This is a genomic window from Eubacterium ruminantium (assembly GCF_900167085.1).
Classification (GTDB): domain Bacteria; phylum Bacillota; class Clostridia; order Lachnospirales; family Lachnospiraceae; genus Eubacterium_Q; species Eubacterium_Q ruminantium.
Map to the genome: position 1 here is coordinate 1 of NZ_FUXA01000007.1, position 25,020 is coordinate 25,020.

Below are 25,020 nucleotides of genomic sequence, written 5' to 3' on the forward strand. Positions count from 1 at the left end.
GGGATACTTATGGAGCGATTCTAAGACGATATCCCGATATCTGTCAGCCTTTCGAATCCGTTCTTTCGCCTGGTCTCTTGCCTTGGCAAAGCCATCAGGCTCCATATCCCAATACTTCAGTACCGTCTTGTAATCTATCCCAAGCCGACGGCTTACCTGGGACTTGTTTAGTTTGTTTCGTTTCAGTTCCTGAATCTTCTCGTAGATCATCCAATCTTTCACCTTTCTTATCACCTCCGAGGATGAGTATATCCCCAAAGGCGTGATCTATGGAAAATTAAGTGCCGAAACTATGGAAAATTAAATGCCGTCAGCTATGGAAAATAGTATACCGTTTACAGTTTCCTCCTGGGCTTCTTTTTCTTGCATCTTAAGTTCATATCTTTCCAGCTTCTTTTCTGCATCTGCCAGAATCACATCTTTTTTATTCTTATACTCTATGTATTCTGTTTTAGTTATCCTTCTAAACGCAAACGCTTCAAAAGAGTCCCTTAGTTCTATTTTTATCTTGTTAATAAGACTTGTTTGCTTATCAATATTTTTCTTCAGACTTACTCTTTTGTTACAATAAAAAAGCGGCAAGAACATATAATAGTTTCACCGCTTAGTCTTTATCACATAGGAAACATATTATTTTTTGTGTTCCTTAGCTTTATGATTATTTTGCTTTTTATCGTCAAGGATTATCTTTGACAAGGGATTGCTGGAGTCTAACGCCTCCAGCTTTTCTATTTGATAAACCTTCTGGCTTTCAAATATACATATCACTAAAATTAACCTAATATTGAATGAATATAGCTCTTCAAACCATCCTCTGATTTTAAATCATACTGTTTTCCTATATACCTAAAATACTCAGTTATTGCCTTCTTAGATATAATCTCATTAGATTTAACATCATCGCCATAACCTCTTCGAGCATTTACCCAAGGAGTTTCATGATGTGTTATTTTTTCCAGTGTTTTACCACCATACATTCCAAACGTATCAACAACTAAATCAATAACCTCTTTCTCTTCAGCAGATAAATTATCTTTCGATCCATTAAATAAAGCAAAACGAGCATCATCTATTGGATTATACTTAAAATCTCTAAACAACTCAAAAACCTCATAATATACAGGACCATGTATCCAAGCTCTACAATCCTCTTCAAATATAGGTGTATCATATAATGCTGAGTATATACCCTGAACATAATAAAGAAGCTTTTGTAGCATTAATGGAGTTACTTCCTCTAATTTATTAAATATATAAGCTATAACCCCTATCATCTTTGGAGAAATCGAGAATAGTTTTTCAGTGCTTTCAACAGCCCCGATTGCTTTTCGAAATGCAGTTTCAGATATTTTATCTCTATTATCAAAAAGGCATTTTTTCATGTATTCCGGAGAAGTAAGCGCAGTCTTTATCACATCTGAATATTCTTTTGATGGTATCTGCCCTTCCAAATATCTAGTAATTGTAATTTCTCCAAATCCAAGAGCAAGCGATAAAGGAGCTTTTCCAATCTTATATATGCTCATTAATTTCTGTATATCATTAATGCTTACCAACCATTCCGCCTCTCTATACTGTTTATCAATTTCTCTAATATTATAATCGAGCAGCCCTGGGAAACTTAATTCTTCGCCACATTCAGAACATATAGCTGTTGTAATCGTAAAACTATACTCTTTGTCTTTTATTATTTTTTTAATATCTTTTTTCTTCAGATAATATTCTACTTCTTTGCGACATCCTATACAGAAGTCTCTTCTTTCCTTCGCTAACATATCAACCATCTCCTTTTTATCTAAAATAGTAATTTAATGGATAATGTTGTTCATGAAATGAAATCACAATCACATAATTGTTTTCCAACTTGTTAAATTTAATGTAGAGTGAAACTGTCACTTCTTCAGTTCCAGTTCTCTCCAGCAATTGAACATCCTTTCCAAAAATATATAGCATTTCATGTTCAAATCCAACATGTTCGTTTTGTACTATTTCAGAAAAATCCATAACCTCCAAACTCAGTATGATATCTTTTGCTTTAGATTCATCAATAACATAATTAATGAACAAATCAATATTATCCTGTCTTCTACTATTACGATCCAATCTATATCTGTCTTCAGATACCGCCTTTTTTACATCTGAGAGATATTCTTCAATCTCCTCTTGAGTTATATTATTCATTATTCTATCCTCCATATAATCAAATTAATGAATGATAGGCTTTTTGGTATTTTCTATCATTAGGATAACCTGATGATAGCATTTTGTCAATACTCTATCATTGAAATTCTGAATTAGTAAGAAACTTCTTAACTCACCACCCGCAGTTCCGGTGTGAACTTCCACAGTATCTCTATCTTCATGTCTTGACTTACGATTATCTTATCTATAAGTGATGTTGCCATGGAGATAAGCATTTCCAATTATTGGAGAAAAAAGATTTTCAGGCTAAATAAAGATAGTAAAGTGTACATCTCAAAAGAAAATGCAAATTTCCTACCTGAATATATAAAAGAAGATGTTATTAACAATGATTTGAAGTTTAGTGTAGGAATCCCTGAATCTTGTGAAGAGCAATATGATGACGGATTAATCATTTTTGAATTTGTAACTGAAGAATATCCAGATATAAAGTCATACTCCGGAAATAACCCAGACGTTCAATAAATCAAATAAAGGTGAAGTCTTAATTTATCGACTTCACCTTATTCTCATGGTTTTATCTGTAAAACCTCATATATGATTTTCTTATCAACATTATTAGCTTTTAGAATCTTTTCAACCTTACTGATACATTCCGTATAGATTCTATCTTTATAATATTTTTTTCCATCATCAATACTAGTATAAATATCATTTCTTTTCGCAACATTTTCTATATCATTTTCCATGATATAATGTTTTAGTTTTGGCGACGATTTTCCCCAACACACTTCTATCATTTTTCAATGTTTTTCAATCAAAACATCAAATGCTGACAAAGCATATTCACAATTGATACCCTCGCCCCGCATAGCGCCTTTAAATCCCAGCAATGTCGTATCAACAACACATACAGTCATTGGCTTATTCATCTTTTCCAAAGCTTTTTTTACACCAATTAACGCCGCTTGATTTGAAGTCGCATCTTTTACTCTTCCATACATAAACTCTTTATGTTCTTTATACTGTAATAGAACTTTTACAAGCCATTCCGAAAAACAAACACATCAGTTTCGGAAAACAAATAAATTATAACATAGATTATCATGGTTTCAATGTCCCTAGTCAGCAAAAAAAGACATATCGTAGCTACTATTACGTAACTACGATATGCCATATTTCCTTTTATTTTTATGCTATAGGATGTCGTAAATGGAAAAATATCTTACCCATTAACTATATACTGATATATATCCTCTCTCACCGGTGTTTCCAGCTTCCACTCTATCTCAACCGCGGTCTTATCAGTATTCGGCATAATAAATGGTCTTGTAAATCCTGTAGCTGTCATTCTACCAAGATAATAGAACTCCTTGGAGATTTTATCGTCTTTATTCTTTCTCACGAAAAGTTCAACATCTATGCCGCGTTCCTTTGCATGAAGGAAGTTCTGAACATCCTCCGATTCAACTGTTCTACTTTGCTTTGATATTGCAATGAGTGAGCTGCGGGATGTGAAATGATCCTCATACTTTATAGTGTCCTGAATGTCATCACTTTTATCATAGTTAATGAATACTGGAAATGTCTTAGTAGCCTTATCATACTTATAACCACCGATATTGAGTGGTACTTCATTATGCTCCCAGTTAAGAAGTCTACATGCATCTTCATAGGTATACTTCTGATACAGCACCAGCTCTGTATCCTTATAAGTCTTTGAATAATCACGATCGTATCTGTATCTTCCGAATTCAAGAAGCTCCTTCACAATGTCGTAGAACTCTTTGTTATGAATCATTTTCTGTAGAGGCTTGCTTATCTCAAAGTCACCATCTTGGCTCTTCTCGATAAATATACAATCCTCGTAGGTCTTCTTTCCGGAACCGGATGGGAACTCATTTGTGAGTACATTTACAACACTCTTCACAACCTTGTCCGGGCAGTCCTTGTTGTAATTCTCCTTCAGCAAAGTCTTCATCCCCTGAACCAGCGCATCCTTATAAATCAGCATGCGAGATAACATTTCCAGCTCATGAATTCGCTTTCCACTTGCTAACTTCTTAGAAATGAATTCAACTATCTTCTCCTCATTTGCGGAAAGCCTTACCTTATAATCTTTCTCATATTTCACAAGGAACTTATAGTATGAACCAAGGGAATTATTATCGAAAATTCGGAGTAAATCCATTTCACCGTATCTGTCGAAGTCCATCAGGTTTGGAATGCGTCCCAGCTTATATTTCAAATTCTTGTAGTTTTCTCTGATAAGCTTAATATCACTGAAGTTCGCCGTATCGATTGCAGCATAAATCTTCTTCTTGGATATCTCATCAAAATGAATTGTCGAGATTCCCGGAATAACCTTCTCTCCCTCAGTAACATAGCGACGGATGTTGTCCTTGTTGTAGGTTCTATCGCCAGAAAGAGCAATCGGAATCATGAAGTTATTCTTATAATTAGCAATGAAATCCAGAATAACTACAAAGTCCTTATCATCAGACTTTCTGAGACCACGGCCAAGCTGCTGAACAAATACTATCGGAGACTCCGTAGGTCGGAGCATTACAACCTGATTCACTTCAGGAATATCTACACCCTCGTTAAATATATCGACTGTGAAAATGTAATCAAGGTATTCACCATGCTTTGTACCATCTATATCAACCTGAATATCCTTTGTGAGAAGTTCTATCGCAGCTTCTCTTTCTTCCTGACTGTCTGCACCTGTGAGTGCCTTTGTCTTATATCCCCTATCATTAAATATACCACTTAGAGTTTCTGCTTCCTTTCTGGAACTGCAGAAGATAAGTCCCTTCACTCTGTCACCCGAATAACCATAGAAGTTCATTTGCTGAGTGATATAATCCACTCTCTTGTCAGAAACAAGGAATCTGAAGTTTTCCATTTCAGTTTTCTCGTCAATTACTACACCATCTATTTCCATATCTGTTATGCCAAAATAATGGAATGGACAGAGGAGATTTTCCTCCATAGCCTGCTGAAGTCTAATCTCAAGAGCAATATTGTGATCAAATGTCGCGAATACATCAAAGTCATCTGTTCTTTCAGGAGACGCCGTCATACCAAGCCAGAATTCCGGTTCAAAATATTCCATAATCTTCTGATAACTAGCCGCTCCTGTTCTATGAGCCTCATCTATGACGATAGTCTTAAAACAGTCCTTCGGAAACCGCGTCATAACTTCTTCCTTCGACATCATTTGCATAGTAGCAAAAAGAATATCCGTATCAGTATCCCTACTATTTCCGGAAAGAAGTCCATAAGTCTTGTTTCGACCAAATACATTTTTATATGACTTCATCGCCTGTTTTGCAATCTGCTCACGGTGGACGATGAAAAGAATGCGGTTAGATTTCTTAGCATTATTCTTGAAACCACTCTTCACATTACCATCATTATCACCCATAGCATCACGGAGTCCGAAGGCAGATGCGTACGTTTTGCCCGTCCCGGTTGCTGAGACCAGGAGTGCTTTAGTCTCACCACGCTCTATTAAAGCCCTTAAATTATTGATAAAGCCCACCTGCATTGAGTTTGGAGCCAATTTATACTGTTCAAAAGATACAACTTGACCGTTTTTCTCGCCACCGTTATATGTCATATCAGTGACAAGGTTTTGAAGAGCTATCTTCTTCTGCTTTTTGATAGTTTCATATCTAATACGATATTCTTCTATAAATTCATCATAAGACTTTGTATGATTCGTATCACTCCAAAGCTTGTTAAACTCTGCAGTGATATTTTTATACATTTCACCTTCTTCAGTAGAAACAAGTTTTGTATTCCACTCTTTATTAACCGCCAGAGCTCTATCAGTCATGTTAGCACTGCCGATTATAAATGTATAAGTCTCATCTTTCTTAAAAATATACCCTTTTGTATGAAATCCTATATTTTCTCCACTTTGCACCTGATACATGCGAAGTTCTATATTTTTAAAACCGGCCAACTTATCAAGTGCCTTCGGATCTGTAAAGTTATTATAGTCAGTTGTCAGGATTCGTCCCGGAATTCCTTTTCTTTCTAACTCTTGAAAAGTTTGAAGCATTGGCGTAATACCACCTAGAGTTATGAAGGCAACACTAAAAGTAAAGGAGTCACATCTGCGAAGCTCATCTTCGATAGATGTAAGCACCTTTACTCCATTTGTATGATTGTTTGATATGAATTCCGGTTTATATGCAGCACTAGATTTATTTGTTGAATCGATGAATGCAGTCGTTGCACCGGATTTGATTTTGTCGATATAGTTACTCATTCCTATCTCTTTACTATTCTGAAGTAACAGACACTACTTCATTATCATTAACTGCCATATCCAATATTGATAGAATCATTTCGTAAACTTCTTTAGTTTCTTCATAATTAAAATTCTTTTTATCATAAAGCAATAAATCTGCTTTATATTCTTCTGGAGATATAATAAATTCTACCACGTCATCACCATAAGCACCAACCATTTCATTATAATCTCTCGTAAATCCATTCCAATCATCACCGCTTAAAACAGGATCTCCAAATATATCTTCAATATATCCATTCCATATATGATAAGATACATTTTTATAAGTAATTATCGTTTCTGTTTCACCTTCGTATCCTTCATAATATTTTATGTTATCTTTTATCTTTCCAGTGTCCATTATCTAACATCTCCTTTTGTTCATTAGTCTCTGTACCATTTTTTCTTGCACGCACGGCAGCATCCCATACACTTTTAGGCACCCATTTATTCTTACCACTTGGAGTTTTTCCAACTAATATTTCATGTTGTCGAGGTCTAGGATTGGGACCATGTCCAATACCTGGTTTAATTCGTTCTACAACCCAGGTGTCTGTTTGATCTATTGGTGCTCCTGGCGTTCGAGTATGCCATCTACTAACATACTTATACTCTCCGCGTTGCCATGTGTATTTAACCTGCTTATATCCTTGCTTTTCTTGCTCATTAATATTTGAATTCGATGGAATTTTTATAGGAGAACCCTTAGGTAATTCCTTTGTCAAATATTCATGATGTTCCTGAATTTCTTTCTCATTTTCTGATACAATTTGTGAATATTCCATCTGCTCTGTTGTAGTCTGCGGAGATCCACTTGTACCATTTGTCAATCCACTATCAGAGCTGTGCATTATCTATCACCTCTCTTTCTAGAAGAATTCCTTTGTTTAAGACTATTATCAGGAATTATTACTTTTATTCCCTTTTCAATTGCGTAGTTAAATATTTTTAAAGCTTCTTTATCATCCTTACACACATCGTATACTATTATCGCTTCAAGATGTAGATGATCCACTGTATATTTAACCGCCTCAATCAAGTACTCTCGTTCAACTAGATTATCAATAAAACCTTTTGTACTAAAAGCAACTACTGTACATTTTTCTAAGCCATCAAGATAAAACCATAAACTATTAACTGTTGGATATGTGATATTAGGAATCACTATTGCATTCATCTCAATAGCAAGCCATAATGAAACCACTCTAGCTTTTTTTATTCTGTAATTGTTTTCTATATCATCTACGTCACCAAGCTCACTATAATCAGGGGAAATAAAAAATCTAACACCTCTGAATCTTTCTTTAAACCACTCTAGTCTTTTTTCGTCATTATAGTATATCGCATTATAAAGACCGTCCTTTCCATCGAATACATCATCATAATTATAGAAAGCTACTGCTGTAAATGGAGTTTTCCTGTATTCAGCCTTATTAGGATATAACGCAATATAATCAGGATATACCTTCGTATTACATATTATTTCTGGAAGATCATGCCTTCCAACCGAGTGTGTTTTATTTGTATAACGGAGATATTGTAGATTTAGCAGTTTTTGTAAATCCTTGGGAACCGCCACCCTCTCACCATACTCATTGGTGTGATATTCATACCTTTTCATTTTGTATTCCTCCTTTCAGGTATAAACAAATAAATGCAACTATATTATTAGCTGCATTAGAGGAATACATATTAATTCTGCACTCCTCGATAATAACAGCGCACATCACAAATAACTTGCGCTATCCCTCTCGAGTATGCTAAGATAATCTTGTCTAGGGAGTATGTTAGCATACTCTATAGGGAGCACTTAGTAATGATTCATTGCTTTGTGCTTTCTTTTTTGTTTAAGCGACCCATTCATAGTAAACCATTTCTAATGAATATTCATTCCATTCAAGTTCACCATCATTTTGAAGTCGACCTATCACTATATATGGCTTTACGTTTTGCTGTTTTGAAAAGTCTTTAATGCTTTTCAGCGTATAATCACCATTCATTAAAAACAATCTATATGCTTCAGAATCAAGCAATATATTACCCGCAAATAAATCTGCTTGTTCTTCGTTATCACTTTTTACAGAACTAAAATCTACGAAACTATTATCCACATCTCCGTTGATTAAATGACCAATCTCATGAAATAATGTGAACCAAAACTTATCAGCTCTCTTTTGTCTAAGCGTTAAACATAGCATAACTTTTCCATTATCAAGTCTACTTATAAATCCTTGAACAGGAGCTCCTTTAAAATGAGGCACGATCATAAATGCTATTCCACATTCTTTGAAAATAGAAGTCAATTCTTTGTTAATATCCGAAAGATTGCTAAACATCAGATTTTTTATCTCGTACAAGCGTTTTTTCAGTTTATCTATGTCCAGCTTAGCATCTAACTGAATTCTATTAGCACAAGACTCACATATTCTCTTCCAAGCATATAAAACATATGGATCAACATTTACGTTGTTATTTACTTGGGCTCTATATGCTGCATTATATTGGATTTTTGAGATATACTTAAGATTGCTCACTCCCATAAATTTTCTAACTTCTACAATTTTATCAGTATCATTTGATGCCGCATATATCAACTCAGTTTTTTCTAAATAATCAATAATATCACTTAGTCTTTTGAATACTTTTTTTTCTTCATCATCTATACCTAGATTTTTTTCTAAATTCATCTTCTGATTATCATAATTAGCCTGTAAATCTATCCAATAATTCATTGGTTTTGATAATGCATATTCAAGTTTTTTTGCAAAGGCAGTTGATATATCTTTATTACCTTTTACAACAGTACTTATATGTTTTTCTGTAACCCCAGTTCTATAGGATAACTCTCTCTGTGTCATACCCATCTCTTCAAGAAGTTCTGCAAGTGCATTTCCCGGATGTTGTAATTCCATTTTTTTATTATCATCCATACCATTCAACCCCTTTCAGAAAACTATATGGCGGTTCATCACTTACCCATCTGGTTAAATAGAATTATAGACATTTTTTTCGCATGTGTCAAGCACATAAGAACCAGACCTACCCTAGTCGTAGATCTGGTATCATTACCTCCTGTATTATTTTGCTATGATATTCAGGCCCGCATATATAACAATATTTGAAGAAAAATATCCCTTAAAAATCAGAAAAAACGCTTTTTTGAAAAAGGACAAAGTCTGGGAGCACCCTATTTATAAGGTCTCCGCGACTTTGTCCCTATTATGACATATTACCCAGTTGCTGATATAAGTAATGCTTTATCTTCCCCCATTTCTCTTATCTTTTTCAGGTTATTGATAAAGTCCACCTGCATCGAATTTGGTGAAAGTCTATATTGTTCCAGTGAAACAACAGGACTAGCCTTTGCAGCAAGTTTTCTCTGCTTCTTTATAGTCTGATATTTAGTTCTATATTCTTCAATGAAATCCTCATACTTACTTGTATGATTCTTATCATCCCACAGCGCATCAAAAGCAGACTGGATGTTCTTATACATTTCACCTTCAGCTGTTGATACCATCTTGGTATTCCATTCTTTATTAACAGAGAGCGCTTTTCCTGTCATGTTGGAACTACCAATGATAAATGTATATGTTTCGTCACGCCTAAAGATGTATCCCTTTGTGTGGAAACCGATTCTTTCTGTATCAGGTGTCGGAGTAGTCGCATCTTCTAAAACTGCACTCTCCCCACCTATATATTCTCCATCGGATATTCCTGATAGCACAGCATCCTCATGATACATACGTAGCTCGATATTTTTAAACTCCGCGAGCTTATCAAGTGCCTTAGGGTCAGTAAACATGTTGTAATCTGTTGTGAGGACCTTTCCAGGAACACCTCTTTCTTCAAGCTCCTTAAATGTAAGAAGCAGTGGCTCTATTCCACCGAGAGTTATGAAAGCAACACTAAAAGTAAAGGAGTCACATCTGCGAAGCTCATCTTCTATTGATGTAAGCACCTTTACTCCATTTGTATGATCATTTGATATGAATTCCGGTTTGTATGCAGCACTGGATTTATTTGTCGAATCGATAAATGCAGTCGTTGCACCGGATTTGATTTTGTCGATATGTTTACTCATCACTACCCTCATTCAAAATAATAAATGTTATTTTAATTCTTCGTTATATATTATAACATAGGAACATACATAATCTGAGTAATCTGATTTTTTATACACTTCTATCATTTTCTCGAATACTCTCACGAATAGTGTTGGAATCTCTTTTATTTTTTCATTAGGAATCGATAGTTCAGTCATTTTATCCCAAGTATAATCATCAAAAGCAATACCCTCACATATTATTTCTCCGTCTGCTCTTTGATCTGCTTTTTTGAATGTCTTAATCACATCACCATTTTTATCAAACAAATAAACACTACCACATTCCGGACATTTCCATATTTTCATTATCATGTTTGGAAAGTCATCTTCTATAGTATCTGTTCTATACAACTTAGGATACAATCCTTGTTCATCAGTTTCTATTTTATTAGAATCAAACTTCGAATCACATATTAATTTCCAGTCTTTATTCTTAATAAATGTATATTCTACTCCTGAAGGTTCAGAATTATAATGAATACCATACTCGCATATTTTACATTTTAATGTAGCCATTTATCTTCCTCCTATATGATACATTTTACCATTATGTAATAACTTTACATCACCACGAACATATCCCTTATTCTTTGCTTTTCTATAACCACCATAAACAGCTTTATATGCCGTCCTTATATCAGGATATTTTGAAAAAATAACAACTTGTCCATCTCTATGTGTATCTGCGGGATATCTGTAATTATCTGCCTCAACTTGATCAAAAGCTTCTTTTATGTTATTAGCCACTTTGTTTGTTGATGTCGACGTCATACCCTTCACCTCTGTATGAACTCCATCAATTGATAAATCAGCCCTCTTTTGATCCTGTTTTTCTTGCAAAAAAACAACATAATGGCCATTATCTATATAGTACTCTCCAACTTCAATTGCATTTTTATCTTTAACCTTATTTCCACCTGAATCATAATAAGTTTTCTCTTTTCCTCTGTCACTTGCGCCACCATATCCACCCATTATAAGCACCTCCTTTGCCATTGCTGTCCATAACTAGGTATGCCAACAATATTAACATTAGGATACTTATTATTTAACCATTCCGGATATTTTCCACATACAATCAAGTTTTTAGGATATACAGTATGTACTAACGCATCTATTCCGCCTACAAATATCCTTCTAGCCTCAGGATCATCAAGTGTTCCATTTGTTGTTACAGCAACAGAAGAATTCATAGGCAAACCATCAAAACACCAGTCCCATGTTTTTTCAGGTCCAAAGCCTGCAGTTGGAATCATAATTCCATTATTCTTTTGGACTGCATAAGCCATGCAACGGTTCCTATAACAATTCCAAATTAACTTGTCATCATCATAGTCCCTATACAGACTGTAATCAGTAGAAATAAAACCGTTACCCTAGTCGTAGATCTGGTTGGTATCCTCCTGTATTATATTGCTATGATAATCAGGCCCGCATATATAACAATATTTGAAGAAAAATATCCCTTAAAAATCAGAAAAAACGCTTTTTTGAAAAAGGACAAAGTATGGGAGCACCCTATTTATAAGGCCTCCGCGACTTTGTCCCTATTATGACATATTCTTTTCCATCTATAGTTACGATATATTCTCCTTCTACACAAAGCATATATTCGTCATGTAACCTTTTTGCTAGAGTCGACTTTCCAGATCTGCTTGGACCTACAATAATTATATTTCTCATTATTCTAATTCCTTTTCGATAATAATTATCGACTCTTCGTTCTCACCAATCATTTCAACAGAAATCTTTCTTACCTTAGTTGAAAACACCTCGTCAATATCCCTTATTTCTTCATAAGCCGCCTCCATCTCTTCTTTTGTTGGAAGCTTACCAACTGTAATATGTGGCACATATTCAACCCCGATATCATATGACTTAAACTCATTCCCATATAACGTATCATGAATTCTTTTTATAACATCAGCACCTTTAGTCAGGTATAGAGACAGATAGTTCCCCGACGCATCAGTATATTTACCAAGGTCCTTCAGTTCTATATCAAATGGAACTATTCCCATCAGTCTCTTATTCAGAATATCTGTAACTTCCTCATTACTCATATCGGATTCAAACGGAAATACAATAGTTATATGAGGCCTCACAAGATTGGCAAGAGGATCATATTTGTCACGTATAGAATTTATTATTTCGATATTTTCAAATGTCGGAAAAATCATTATAGTTCTTAAATTCATTTTCAATCTCCGTTCATTATATTCATAATTCCTTAGAATCTATAATTCATCACAATTAAAACTCTCTGTCTTTAGATTACAGTAATGTCTTCCCTTTATTGCGGTAAATTTGAGAACGCAGTAGTCCGGATCAGTAACTCCCTTTTTGTAAAACATGGTATCCCCTCTTCTCCAGATCATATTCTTTGTTTCCTGATCTGTCAGAACTTCCATGGTTCCAATTAACATGATGCCCTCATATTTGATCAAGCCCTTATGATAGAAATATATACTGGCATTTGGATTATCCCGAAACTGCTTAACCCTCAAAGAAGATGTATTCGTAGAAAAATAAAATTCCTTTAAACCATTTCTCTTTCGAGGCTTTAGCATAGCCTTAATATTTGGAAATCCTTCCTCATCTACTGAAGTAACAAAACTCACATTCTGCTTATCTATAAATTTTTCTAAATGATTATTCAACATATTTTTAAATCCTTTTCTTGTGTTATAGTTTTATAATTTTATTTTTCTTTACATTAGTTTATCAAATCACATTAATTCTTCGATAACAAATGGCAACATATAAAATATATCACAAACCAATTTTTCTGAACAGATGAAGAGAGCGCCCAGAAGTACTTCTACTTATAGACGCTCTATCATTTTATTTAACTTTTCAGATCAAGATATGTATGTACAAGTTCTGAGATGTTTTCATAATTCTCTTCTTTAATGTTCTCACCAAGAACATCAAGGAAATCTTTATCATCGGAAGAATATGTGATCATCATGAGTTTATCATACTCCTCACGGATTTTTTCAATATTCTCATCCTTCGCATACTTATCTATAAGCATAAGTCCGTCAATATCCATAAGGTCGCTTTCCTGAAGAATCTCTTTCTCGTCATCATCTACGTTTTCTTCTTCCACACCTTTATCTTCCTCAGCTTTTTCTTCTTTGGATTTCTCCTCTTTGGCTTCCTTAACCTTTTCCTCAACTACACGATTTTCTTCCTCGACCTTATTGGCTGCAAATTCCGTGTCACTTATACCTTTCCTTGTTTCTACAAATAAAACATATTCGCCGATGGCATCGACTGTATCCTGCATCATTTCAAGGAAATCCTCAAGATTGTCGCTTACATATGTTTTATTTCCAATATTTACTGCAGCTTCTATAGTTGAAACCATATTGACTATACCCACGGCACCGATGTTACCGCTGCTGGTTCTTATAGCATGTACTCTGCTTCGGAATCCTCTGTAATCCTCATGGAATTTCAAGCGAAGTTCCTCTTCAACATTCTTGTTTCTTGTATAGAAACTTGAAAGCATTTTGTTGTAAACATTGATATTTCCGCCAATCTTTTCAAGCACCTTTGCAACATCAAGTTTCAGTGAAAGTTTCTCAAGACCTTCGCTGTATCTGGACTCCTTGATATATTGGCTCATATCCGATGTTCTGTACTTAACCTTGCTTCTGTCCACGTTATTCATGATCATTGTTGCAAGATTTCTCTTATCAAGAGGTTTTAAGATAACATCCGTAAAACCTTCTTCTATAAGTTTCTGTCTATCTTCACTGATAACATTTTCTGTCATGGCAATAATCGGAAGGCTACTGAACTTCTCATCATTTAATTCTCTGATTTCTTTCATTGTATCAGTACCATTCATTACCGGCATGATCATATCCATGAATACAAGGTCATATTCATTATTCATTACCATATCAATGGCATTGATTCCCGATGAAGCGATATCACATTTTATTTCCATCTGATTCATGATACCCGCCGCTACGGTTGTATTGAGCTCGACATCATCGACAAAGAGGATACTTACATCAGGCGTCCACATCTGCTCAGCTTCTTCCATGGATACAAGTTCAATAACGTCAGCATTAACATTTGTCTGATAAATGCTTCCTTCAGGTCGCTCCTGAATTATTGAAAATGTAAATGTAGAACCTACTCCATATGTACTCTCGACATCAATGCTTCCGTTCATAACATCAGAAAGCTTCTTGGCAATAGCAAGTCCGATACCTGTCCCCGGATATCCGGACTCCTGCTTATTACTTGTGATATTGTAAACTTCAAATATATGATCAAGTCTGTCTTTACGAATTCCGATACCTGTATCTGCTACACCAAATACAAGACTGTAAAGTCTTTCATTCTTTGGATCCGAATATTTATAGCAGTCAACTGTGAGTGTTATCGACCCTTCTCTTGTATACTTCTGAGCATTATCCAGAAGATACATAAGAACGGATTTGATTTTTTCAAAGTCACCTATAAGTATATCAGGTATATCTTTACCAAGTTCAACGAAAAACTTGATTGGTTTGTCACCAATCATGTTGATCATTCTATCGGAAAGGTCGCATACAAGAGTTGTGATCGAATAAGGCGCATTGATTGAATTTTCACGTCCCGACTCAAGCTTAGCAAGACGGATAATACCATCAACTTTATCAATAATATCAGTACTCTGAATGACAATATTCTTCAGGTTCTCCTGCTCTTCAGTGGTTCTCGCACCACTGTTCATCGTATTTTCCGCCAGATTGATTATGGCATTTATCGGAATCTTGATCTCATTACTGATATTTGCGAGATAATCATTCTTGGCTGTACTTGTCTTAACTGTATCTTCATGCTCTTTAACAAGCATTTCAAGCTCTTTGTTCTTACCGCGAAGCACTTTCCTTAACTTCATAAATACAAATACAGCGAGTGATACAAGAAGTACTGCAAGGGCAATGATTGAAATCTTAACACTCCTTCTCTCAAAGAAACCAAATTCCTTTTCGATGGTAAATGTCATGGCTTTTTCACTCTGCACTCCATCCGCATTTACAGCCGAAAGGTAGAATGTGTATTCTCCTCCGTCAAGGTTGGTATACTGCGCCTGCATCGGTGCATTTCCGGAAATCCTTATAGTCTCTTTATCAAATCCGCTAAGATTGTAGCTAACTTCAAGGTTCTCTCTATTGACATAAGTAAGAACACCGAATGTGATCGTTATCTTGTTTGTCTTAGAAGGAATTGTAAGATTTCCACCGATTTCGTCAAATGAATAATCTTTGCCGTCTACATCAATCTCTGAAACAGTAAGTTTTGGAGGTGCTGTATTGATCTTTATATTCTCTGTATTCATGGTCTCAATACCGCTTGTACAGCAGATATAAAGCACACCGTTCGAATCAACCGCTGACTTCGATGAACCGTTTACAGTACGGATAAGTCCGTCACCTCTTACATAGTATCTTGAAGAAATTCCCGATGTACCGAGAAGCTCAGCTTCATTTGTCTTCAAAACACCCTTAGATCCAATAACCCAAACAGTATCGCCGCTTGGAACAACGTCATATACATTGTTGGAGAAATCAATACTGCTGAGAGCTCTTACTGTATCTCCATAAAATGTAATTCCGTTATCCGTTCCGATATAATATCCTGATTCACCTTTAGTGATGCAGGTAACCATATCCGATGTCATACCGTTCTTGGTATTGTAATTCTTTATATTCTTACCACTTATCACATATATTCCGCCACCTTCAGATCCGGCAATAATCTTACCGTCATCTGTTTCTATAACGGAAGTGATATTCGGATAATCAAGTCCATCATTAACTGTATAATTCTCAACATTCGCTCCATCTATTATGGAAATTCCTTCGCTTGTTGCTGCAGCTATCTTACCCGAATGTAATTCAATGAGACTATTTATAGTATTGGATGGAAGCCCGTTAACTCTTCCTAAAAACTGCGGTTCATCCTTGCCATTCCATTTGCAAATACCAAAACGTCTGAATGTCGCAACCCAGATATTGCCATAACGGTCTTTTATAATATCACTTACGCCGACGCCTTTTAACACATCTGTAAGTTCATTCTTTTCAAGTTTATTCTGAGTATTGATTATATAAAGTCCTTCATCGGTGCAGACATATCTGTTGCCATCGATAACCTTTATACAGTTTACTGAATACTCCGGAAGATTATTTCTGGAAGTAAAATCAGTAAATTTACTCATCGCCAGATGAAGAAGTCCGTTTCTTGAAGATGAAAGCCATATTCCACCTTCATAATCTACTATCATCGAAGATATATAACTATCTACTTTAAGATTCTGTATATTACGGTAAACACTGTCATTTCCGATATATCCCAGTCCGTTATCAGTACATACATAAAGGGTATCTTTATCGAAATACATGTCATTTATACCATAGTTTCCGGAAGCGTATTCTGTTACATTTGAAAGCTCTGTTACTTTAATTATCTCGCCACTTACAGAACCTGCATATATAGCATCTTCACCCGCTATAAGACAAGTAAGTTCTTCTATCCCGAAATTCTCTGTCTTTTCGGTTCTGACAATACTTGCTCCATCACCGGAAAAACTGATATTGAATAACTGGTTGCCTCCGTCTATACCCCATACTTTATTGTTAAAGTATGTGATCTTTCTAATATTTTTATCAGGGAAATAATCTTCGGGAGTAAGGACCAAAGAATCTTCATTTACTCTAAAAAGTCCGTTTGATGCGGCTACAAAAATGATTCCATTTTCAGTTTCACACACATCATTGATCGTCTTTATACCGTTATAGTAATCAGAAGAAAAATGATGCATTTCATTTCCCTTTTTGTAGAAAAGACCATAATTATTGGTAGCTATCCAAAGTCTTCCCTGGCTATCCTGGAAAAGGTCATTTATACAGTAAACATCCGCTTTCTCCGTATCCCAAAGATTGAAAACCTTGAACTCATTTCCGTCATATCTGTAAAGACCGCCGTCGGTACCTACCCATATATAACCTGACGCCGACTGATATACACAGTTAACTTCGTTACTTCCGAGTCCGTTATCCTGAGTAAATAACGTAGAAATATATTCAGAAACTTTAAAATGGTCCGAGCCGGTTTCAGCTTTAACTTTCCTGATCCGTCCATTTCCCGATACTACAAATAGGCATGTAATAATACATGCCCAAATTGTAATAAATGATATTAACTTTTTTAAAGTCTTATTTCTGATCATAATAGTTTTATTTTGATTCAGTAATCTCTACAATGGTTTCCTTCATGATCTCAATAGCTTTATCGCAGTCTTCCTTTGTTGCAATAAGCGGTGGAACAAGACGTACAACTGCAGGTCTAACAGCAGTCATAAGAAGATATTTCTTCTCAGCACAAGTATATTTTAATTCATTTGCTATAGGAACATCAAATTCAATACCTGTGATCTGTCCGATTCCTCGAATCTCTTTAACATGTGGAAGTTCTTTTGCTCTCTCCCTAAAATATGCACCTGTTTCTTTTGCATTTTCAGGAAGCTTCTTCTCAAGGAGTTCCTCGATCTGTGCATAAGCTGCTGCACAGCATACAGGATTTCCACCGAATGTTGTTCCGTGTGCACCAGGTCCGAATGTATTCATGATTTTTTCTGTTGAACACATAGCACCTATAGGCATTCCGCCACCCATAGCCTTTGCCATGGTAATGATATCAGGCTTAACTCCGTATGTCATATAACCCATGATATCACCTGTACGTCCCCATCCTGTCTGAACTTCATCAAAGATAAGGAGCATATTCTTCTCATCACAAAGCTTTCTTAAACCAACAAGGAAATCTTTATCAGCAGGATATACACCGCCTTCTCCCTGTACAGGCTCAACCATGATTGCGATCACATCATCTGTTGCCGCCTCTTTAAAAGCTTCAAGATTGTTGAATTCTGCATATTTAAATCCTTCAACTAAAGGTGCAAAGCCTTTCTGTATAGCGCTATCCGGCTGACCGGTAGCTGCAAGTGTACCGAGTGTTCTTCCATGAAAGCTGTTAAGAGCTGTAACGATCTTAAATCTTTCAGGTCCGAAATTATCTACACCATATTTACGTGCAAGCTTGATAGCTGCTTCATTTGCTTCAGCTCCACTGTTCTGGAACTGAATCTTATCCATCTTTATTGTCTCACAGATAAGCTTAGCAAGCATGATCTGTGGTAATGTATAACAGTAATTTGAAGAATGAACCATCTCGTCAATCTGCTGCTTAACATACTTAGAAACTCTTTCATTACAGTGACCTGCAGCATTTACCGCAATGCCGCCAAGGAAATCAAGATATGCATTTCCTTCTTCATCATATATATACATTCCCTTTGCTTTTTCAGCAATGAAATCAAAACGAGGAAACTGTTCATTAAGATATTTCTTGGCAGTCTCTTCTACTTCAGCTTTTGTCATTCCAAAATCTTTCATATTCATTATAATCACCATCCTACATCAATATTAATATCAATTAATATCAGTTATTTCACCTGAAGTATCCGATCAGGTATTTATCATTCTTCAACTGAGATATACTACAATATACTATAATATCATACTCAGTGCAATTCGCTTCTTCTGAATATCTACAGAAAGAACCTTAACTTCCACAATATCTCCAACCTTAACTACATCAAGAGGATGCTTAACGAACTTCTTATTAGTTAGCTGAGAGATATGAACAAGTCCGTCCTGGTGAACTCCGATATCAACAAATGCACCGAAATCGATAACATTTCTGACTGTTCCCTTAAGTATCATTCCTTCCTTAAGATCCTTCATGTCAAGGACATCTGAACGAAGTACTACAGGTGGCATATCAGCTCTCGGGTCTCTTCCCGGTCTTTCAAGCTCCTTGATTATATCCTTGAGAGTTGGTTCACCAATGCCAATCTCTTCTGCTGTTTTCTTGTAATCATTTATAAATATAACCGACTTACCGTCTTTTATATCTTCCTTCTTAATCTTACACTTATCAAGAAGCTTCTCTGCTGCTTCATAACTTTCAGGATGAACACCTGTATTATCAAATGGATCGGTTCCGTTAGCGATTCTCATGAAACCTGCACACTGCTCATATGCTTTAGGTCCGAGCTTTGGAACTTTAAGAAGCTCTTTTCTATTCTTAAATGCACCGTTTTCTTCTCTGAATGCAACTATATTCTTGGCAATAGTCTTATTGATTCCGGAAATGTATTCCATAAGTGGTGCTGAAGCTGTATTAAGATCTACACCTACAGTATTAACGCAGTCTTCAACTACACTTCCAAGTCTTTCTCCAAGTTTCTTCTGATTCATATCATGCTGATACTGACCAACACCGATTGCCTTAGGATCAATCTTTACAAGTTCAGCAAGCGGATCCTGAAGTCTTCTTGCAATTGATGCGGCACTTCTCTGTCCTACATCAAACTCAGGAAATTCTTCTGTTGCAAGTTTACTTGCAGAATATACTGACGCACCTGCTTCATTGGTGATAGCGTAACTTACTCCTCCACCGATCTCACTGATTATCTCAGCAACTATCTGCTCAGACTCTCTGCTGGCTGTACCGTTTCCGATAGAAATAAGTGAAATATTGTATTTTTTGATAAGCTGCTTAACCTTTTCCTTTGCAGCCTTTATCTTTACTTCATTTGTAGGAGCTGTAGGATAAACAACTGCTGTATCAAGGACTTTACCTGTTGAATCAACAACAGCAAGCTTACAACCTGTTCTAAAAGCAGGATCCCATCCAAGAACATTTCTTCCTGCTACAGGAGGCTGCATAAGGAGCTGCTCAAGGTTCTTTCCGAAAACAGTGATAGCACTGTCTTCAGCTACTTCAGAAAGCTCATTTCTTATATCTCTCTCAATAGCCGGAGCAAGAAGTCTGTCATAACTGTCTTTAATGGCCTTCTTAAGAAAATCATTTACCACTGCATTGTCTGAAATGATTATATTCTTCTCAAGATATGCCTGAATCTCATCAACAGGGGCCTCAATCTTAACAGTAAGGAACTTCTCCTTCTCGCCTCTATTTAAAGCAAGTGTCTTATATCCTGCTACCTTCTTTAAAGGCTCACTGTATTCATAATAATTTTCATATACAGATTCTGCTTCCTTGTCCTTTGCATTTGAAATGAGGGAGCCCTTATCAAATGTAAGATTTCTTATATATGATCTATATTCAGCTGTATCCGAAATATCTTCCGCAATAATGTCTGACGCTCCGTTTAAAGCATCATCAGCTGTAAGTACTTCTTTCTCTTCTGAAATATATTTGAGTGCTTCTTTCTCCAGATCAAAAGTACTTCCCGCAAGCATAATAGCCTGTGCAAACGGCTCAAGTCCTTTCTCCTTGGCGATCATTGCTCTGGTTCTCTTCTTCTGTTTATAAGGCGCATAAAGGTCTTCAACAGCAACAAGTGTCTCAGCAGCTTCAATCTTCTTCTTAAGTTCGTCTGTAAGCTTCCCCTGCTCTTCAATCGAACTGATAACCGCTGCCTTTCTTTCTTCAAGATTACGCAAATATTTGAGTCTCTCATCAAGCTCTCTTAACTGCTCATCTGTAAGAGTTCCTGTTTTTTCCTTTCTATATCTCGCGATAAAAGGTACAGTATTTCCTTCATCAAGAAGGGTAACCGCTGCATCCACTCGCCATAATTCAACATTAAGTTCCTTCGCAATAACTGCATTAATATTCACTTTAATAACCTCCGTAAGTTAAATTAAACATTTTTATACTGGCTGTTAAACAGGTCACTGTAAAATCCACCCAGTTTCATGAGACTTTCATGATTGCCCTGCTCGATGATATTTCCATCTTTCATAACAAGGATCATATCAGCTTCCATAATTGTTGAAAGTCTGTGTGCTACGATAAAACTTGTTCTTCCTGCCATAAGCTTTGCAAATGCTCTCTGTACACGAAGTTCAGTTCTTGTATCTATAGATGACGTAGCTTCATCAAGTATAAGCATCGGTGGAACCGAAAGCATTACTCTTGTAATACAGAGCAGCTGTTTCTGTCCCTGAGAAAGGCTTCCACCATCCTCTCCGAGCACTGTATCATATCCATTTGGCAGTCTTTTGATAAAACTATGGGCATGTGTAGCCTTAGCTGCCGCAATGATCTCTTCATCCGTAGCTTCACGGCCGTAGGCTATATTTTCTTTGATGCTGGCAGCCTTAAGCCATGTTTCCTGAAGAACCATACCATAATTATCTCTGAGACTCTTTCTTGTTATATCTCTTACATCATTTCCTTCAACCTGTATTGATCCGCTGTTTACGTCATAGAATCTCATAAGAAGATTTATAACCGTACTCTTACCGCATCCTGTCGGACCTACTATAGCTACTCGCATCCCCGGCTTTACAAGAAGGTTGAGATTCTGAATAAGCTTCTTATCAGGAACATAAGAGAAATTAACATCTTTAAGCATTACGCTGCCTTTAACATCTTTAAGGACAACTGCATTTTCCTTATCCGGAGTTTCAGGCTCTTCATCTATAAGTTCAAATACTCTTCCCGCACAGGCAAGGGCATTTTGAAGTTCAGTAACAACGCCGGATATTTCATTAAATGGCTTCGTGTACTGATTTGCATAACTGAGGAAACATGTAAGCTGTCCAACTGTTATCCTTCCCTTAAGGACGAAGACAGCTCCCACTATACCAACCGCAGCATAAACAAGATTGTTGATGAATCTTGTACTTGGATTTATTAAAGATGAGAAAAATGTTGCCTTAAGACTCACGTCCGCAAGTTCATCATTTATCTTATCAAAACGTTCTATCGCATCGTCTTCATATGAGAAAGCCTGAACGACTTTTTCATTTCCGACCATTTCTTCTACCATTCCTGTAAGAAGTGCTCTCTTCTCCGACTGCTTCACGAAAAGGTTATATGTCTTCTTAGCTATGAATGCCGCTACAAAAAGCGAAAGCGGTGTAAGAAGAACTACAACCAAAGTTATGGTTATATTCAGAGTGAACATAAAGCAAAGTGTTCCTATGATCATAACCAATCCCGTGAAGAACTGAGAGAATCCCATTAAAAGTCCGTCACTGAACTGATCTATGTCCGCAATGATCCTTGAAACAAAATCTCCATACTGCTTTGTATCAAGATAGCTGAGCGGAAGGCTCTGAATATGATCAAATGCTTTCTTTCTTATGTCTTTAACAACTCTATATGTTATATGATTGTTGATCACATTCATTATCCACTGGAATAAAGCCGCCAAAAGTATAACCATGATCATTCTGATCAGTATCTTTGAAATGCCGTCAAGATCAACAATTCCCGGCGCTATTATAAGGTCTATGGCTTTACCCGCAAGGATAGGCACATACAGTGAAAGCAGTGTTGTCGCAGCTGCAGCCATAAGTGAAATGATAATAAGCGGAATGTATGGTTTTAAATATTTGACAACTCTTCCGATAGTCTTCTTATTCATTATCTGTCACCTGCCTTTCCATTTGCAGCAGGTGCGTCATTTGACTGATTCTGCGAATTATATATTTCCTTATAGACATCACAATCTTTCATAAGTTCATCATGTGAACCGATACCGACTACATTTCCGTCATCTAATACCACAATCTTATCAGCGTAACGGATTGAGGATGTTCTCTGGGAAACGATAAATGTTGTCATTCCCTTGGAATAATCCTTTATAGAGGCTCTAAGCTTTGCATCTGTCGCAAAGTCAAGAGCTGATGAACTGTCATCAAGAATAAGTATATCAGGCTTTCTGACAAGGGCTCTTGCTATACAGAGTCTCTGCTTCTGACCGCCCGAAAGATTTGTAGCCCCCTGATTAAGCATAAACTCAAGATTACCGTCTTTCTCCATAACGAAATCATAAGCCTGAGCAGCTTTAAGGGCTTCATTTATCTCTTTATCATCCGCGTCTTTCTTGCCCCATCTGATATTGTCAGCGATGCTTCCTTTAAAAAGAACCGCTTTCTGAGGAACGATGCCTATCTTATGTCTAAGCTCTTTCTTGCCGTAGTCTTTGACATTCTTACCGTCAACAAGAAGTTCACCATCTGAAACATCATAAAATCTTGGAATAAGATTAACCAATGTGGACTTTCCTGCACCGGTACCACCTATAATTCCCACAGTCTCTCCTTCATATACAGAGAGATTCAGACCTTCAAGGGAATTCTCTCCGGAACCTTTGTATTTGAAACTGATATTATTGAAGGAAACTCGTGGAATACTACCTGATTCGTTTACATTACCGGCTTCATCAGTGCTGCCGACCCCATCAGCCACATATGTAATAGAAGACTCTTCTCCAAGTATTGCAGCGACTCTATGTCCACAGGCTATAGCCTTTGTTGTTGTCACAATTAGGTTCGCAAGTTTTATAAGCTCGATAAGGATCTGCGACATGTAATTTACAAGGGCGATAACCTGTCCCTGAGACAGTCCAAATGCCTCAACCCTTATTGCACCTTTATGAATAAGCGCAACCGTTCCCAAGTTGATAACTACAAATGTTATAGGATTAAGAAGTGCTGAAATATGTCCTACAAATAACTGGCTTTTCATAAGCCCTGTTGTAGCTTCGTCAAAATCTTTAATGTCAGCTTCCTGATGATTAAATGCTCTTACAACTCTCGCACCTACAAGATTCTCTCTTGTAATAAGAGTAACCTTATCAAGTCTTCCCTGAACCTTCTTATATAATGGCACAGTAGAAAAAATAATACCGAAAACAATTGCGATAAGTATCGGAAGAACGATAACAAATACAACCGCTGTCTTAACATCAACTGTAAATGCCATGATAACCGCACCGAATACTATAAATGGCGATCTAAGGAACAGACGCAGAACCATATTTACGCCTGTCTGCATCTGATTGACATCACTGGTCATTCTCGTAATGAGTGTTGCCGTTCCATTTTTATCTATCTCATTGTATGAAATACTCATGATATGTTTGAAAAGATCGGATCTTAATTCTCGTCCGAATCCCATAGCAGCCTTTGCCGCGAAATACTGTGCTGTTACCGAGCATATAAGTCCGATTAAAGCAAGAAGAATGAGCATACCGCCCATTTTATAGATATATACCTTATCGTTCTCAGCAATTCCCACATCGATCATCTTTGCGACAACCAGCGGAACGAAAAGTTCAAATGTCGCCTCAAGCATCTTGAAAAGAGGCGCCATGACTGTTTGTAATTTATAATTTTTTAAATATTTAAGTATACTTTTCATTGATAAAAAACTTCTTCCACTAATTCATAACCAAATAAAAAAACACTAAAAGAGTATAGCATTTTTCATATAAAAAATAAAGCGATACATATTTCGGCAATTATAGAATTTCCCGAATATACAGGAATTGTTAGAGTCTACTCACGCATGTTAGATTAATTCAACTTCTGTTAGTTTTTTAGAAGATTATTATTGATAATAGACT

23 protein-coding genes are annotated in these 25,020 nt (G+C 36.3%); 1 reads left to right on the forward strand and 22 read right to left on the reverse strand.

Features of this window, described 5'->3' with window-relative positions; translation table 11 throughout:
• From B5D25_RS13055 to B5D25_RS05610, 4 genes are all read right to left on the reverse strand, one after another.
• The coding region (locus B5D25_RS13055) for an integrase (RefSeq protein ID WP_341465073.1) at positions 1–210 on the reverse strand (210 nt) is incomplete at its 3' end.
• 90 nt (positions 211–300) lie between these two features.
• Positions 301–588 (reverse strand): hypothetical protein, encoded by a 288-nt coding sequence (locus B5D25_RS05600; RefSeq protein ID WP_078786982.1) that lies wholly within the window; start codon positions 586–588, stop codon positions 301–303.
• A gap of 185 nt (positions 589–773) precedes the next feature.
• Positions 774–1,775, reverse strand: a complete 1,002-nt coding sequence (locus B5D25_RS05605) for a type II toxin-antitoxin system antitoxin SocA domain-containing protein (protein WP_078786983.1) — start codon at positions 1,773–1,775, stop codon at positions 774–776.
• A 16-nt stretch (positions 1,776–1,791) separates the two neighbouring features.
• Positions 1,792–2,181, reverse strand: a complete 390-nt coding sequence (locus B5D25_RS05610) for a hypothetical protein (protein ID WP_078786984.1) — start codon at positions 2,179–2,181, stop codon at positions 1,792–1,794.
• Between the two features lie 222 nt (positions 2,182–2,403).
• Here B5D25_RS05610 and B5D25_RS05615 point away from each other — a divergent pair, with 222 nt between their 5' ends.
• A complete protein-coding gene (locus tag B5D25_RS05615; RefSeq protein ID WP_078786985.1) occupies positions 2,404–2,667 on the forward strand; it encodes a hypothetical protein in 264 nt (87 codons plus the stop codon).
• A gap of 44 nt (positions 2,668–2,711) precedes the next feature.
• Here B5D25_RS05615 and B5D25_RS05620 read toward each other — a convergent pair whose 3' ends face one another.
• The 18 genes from B5D25_RS05620 to B5D25_RS05705 form a co-directional block, all read right to left on the reverse strand.
• Positions 2,712–2,942: a hypothetical protein gene (locus B5D25_RS05620; RefSeq protein WP_143000648.1), complete on the reverse strand. Its 231-nt coding sequence runs from the start codon at positions 2,940–2,942 to the stop codon at positions 2,712–2,714.
• A 3-nt stretch (positions 2,943–2,945) separates the two neighbouring features.
• Entirely contained in the window at positions 2,946–3,146 is a 201-nt protein-coding gene (locus B5D25_RS05625; RefSeq protein WP_078786987.1) for a hypothetical protein, read from the reverse strand.
• A 221-nt stretch (positions 3,147–3,367) separates the two neighbouring features.
• Entirely contained in the window at positions 3,368–6,424 is a 3,057-nt protein-coding gene (locus B5D25_RS05630) for a DEAD/DEAH box helicase (RefSeq protein ID WP_078786988.1), read from the reverse strand.
• Between the two features lie 13 nt (positions 6,425–6,437).
• On the reverse strand, positions 6,438–6,809 hold the full coding sequence (locus B5D25_RS05635; RefSeq protein ID WP_078786989.1) for a hypothetical protein: 372 nt from the start codon (positions 6,807–6,809) through the stop codon (positions 6,438–6,440).
• Entirely contained in the window at positions 6,784–7,299 is a 516-nt protein-coding gene (locus tag B5D25_RS05640; RefSeq protein ID WP_200803235.1) for a hypothetical protein, read from the reverse strand. Before B5D25_RS05640 ends, B5D25_RS05635 begins: the two co-directional genes overlap by 26 nt.
• Positions 7,299–8,069 carry a DUF4417 domain-containing protein gene (locus B5D25_RS05645; RefSeq protein ID WP_078786990.1) on the reverse strand — a complete coding sequence of 257 codons (771 nt, stop codon included), beginning with the start codon at positions 8,067–8,069 and terminating at the stop codon, positions 7,299–7,301. The genes B5D25_RS05640 and B5D25_RS05645 overlap by 1 nt, the downstream gene beginning before the upstream one ends.
• Positions 8,070–8,295: 226 nt before the next feature.
• A complete protein-coding gene (locus B5D25_RS05650) occupies positions 8,296–9,378 on the reverse strand; it encodes a HigA family addiction module antitoxin (protein ID WP_078786991.1) in 1,083 nt (360 codons plus the stop codon).
• A 299-nt stretch (positions 9,379–9,677) separates the two neighbouring features.
• Positions 9,678–10,532, reverse strand: a complete 855-nt coding sequence (locus B5D25_RS05655) for a phospholipase D-like domain-containing protein (protein ID WP_159444091.1) — start codon at positions 10,530–10,532, stop codon at positions 9,678–9,680.
• A gap of 27 nt (positions 10,533–10,559) precedes the next feature.
• On the reverse strand, positions 10,560–11,072 hold the full coding sequence (locus tag B5D25_RS05660; protein ID WP_078786993.1) for a hypothetical protein: 513 nt from the start codon (positions 11,070–11,072) through the stop codon (positions 10,560–10,562).
• Positions 11,073–11,531 carry a hypothetical protein gene (locus tag B5D25_RS05665; RefSeq protein WP_078786994.1) on the reverse strand — a complete coding sequence of 153 codons (459 nt, stop codon included), beginning with the start codon at positions 11,529–11,531 and terminating at the stop codon, positions 11,073–11,075.
• Positions 11,531–11,920: a DUF4417 domain-containing protein gene (locus tag B5D25_RS05670; RefSeq protein WP_078786995.1), complete on the reverse strand. Its 390-nt coding sequence runs from the start codon at positions 11,918–11,920 to the stop codon at positions 11,531–11,533. The genes B5D25_RS05665 and B5D25_RS05670 overlap by 1 nt, the downstream gene beginning before the upstream one ends.
• A gap of 318 nt (positions 11,921–12,238) precedes the next feature.
• Positions 12,239–12,754, reverse strand: a complete 516-nt coding sequence (locus tag B5D25_RS05675; RefSeq protein WP_078786996.1) for a 2'-5' RNA ligase family protein — start codon at positions 12,752–12,754, stop codon at positions 12,239–12,241.
• A 39-nt stretch (positions 12,755–12,793) separates the two neighbouring features.
• Entirely contained in the window at positions 12,794–13,219 is a 426-nt protein-coding gene (locus tag B5D25_RS05680; RefSeq protein WP_078786997.1) for a pyridoxamine 5'-phosphate oxidase family protein, read from the reverse strand.
• A gap of 185 nt (positions 13,220–13,404) precedes the next feature.
• The gene (locus B5D25_RS05685) at positions 13,405–17,796 is read right to left on the reverse strand and encodes an ATP-binding protein (RefSeq protein WP_078786998.1); all 4,392 of its coding nucleotides are present in this window, start codon (positions 17,794–17,796) and stop codon (positions 13,405–13,407) included.
• Between the two features lie 7 nt (positions 17,797–17,803).
• Positions 17,804–19,027, reverse strand: a complete 1,224-nt coding sequence (locus B5D25_RS05690) for an aspartate aminotransferase family protein (RefSeq protein ID WP_078786999.1) — start codon at positions 19,025–19,027, stop codon at positions 17,804–17,806.
• A 108-nt stretch (positions 19,028–19,135) separates the two neighbouring features.
• Positions 19,136–21,277 (reverse strand): Tex family protein, encoded by a 2,142-nt coding sequence (locus tag B5D25_RS05695; protein ID WP_078787000.1) that lies wholly within the window; start codon positions 21,275–21,277, stop codon positions 19,136–19,138.
• A gap of 23 nt (positions 21,278–21,300) precedes the next feature.
• Entirely contained in the window at positions 21,301–23,034 is a 1,734-nt protein-coding gene (locus B5D25_RS05700; protein ID WP_143000649.1) for an ABC transporter ATP-binding protein, read from the reverse strand.
• Positions 23,034–24,815: an ABC transporter ATP-binding protein gene (locus B5D25_RS05705; RefSeq protein ID WP_078787001.1), complete on the reverse strand. Its 1,782-nt coding sequence runs from the start codon at positions 24,813–24,815 to the stop codon at positions 23,034–23,036. Before B5D25_RS05705 ends, B5D25_RS05700 begins: the two co-directional genes overlap by 1 nt.
• Positions 24,816–25,020: the final 205 nt, after the last annotated feature.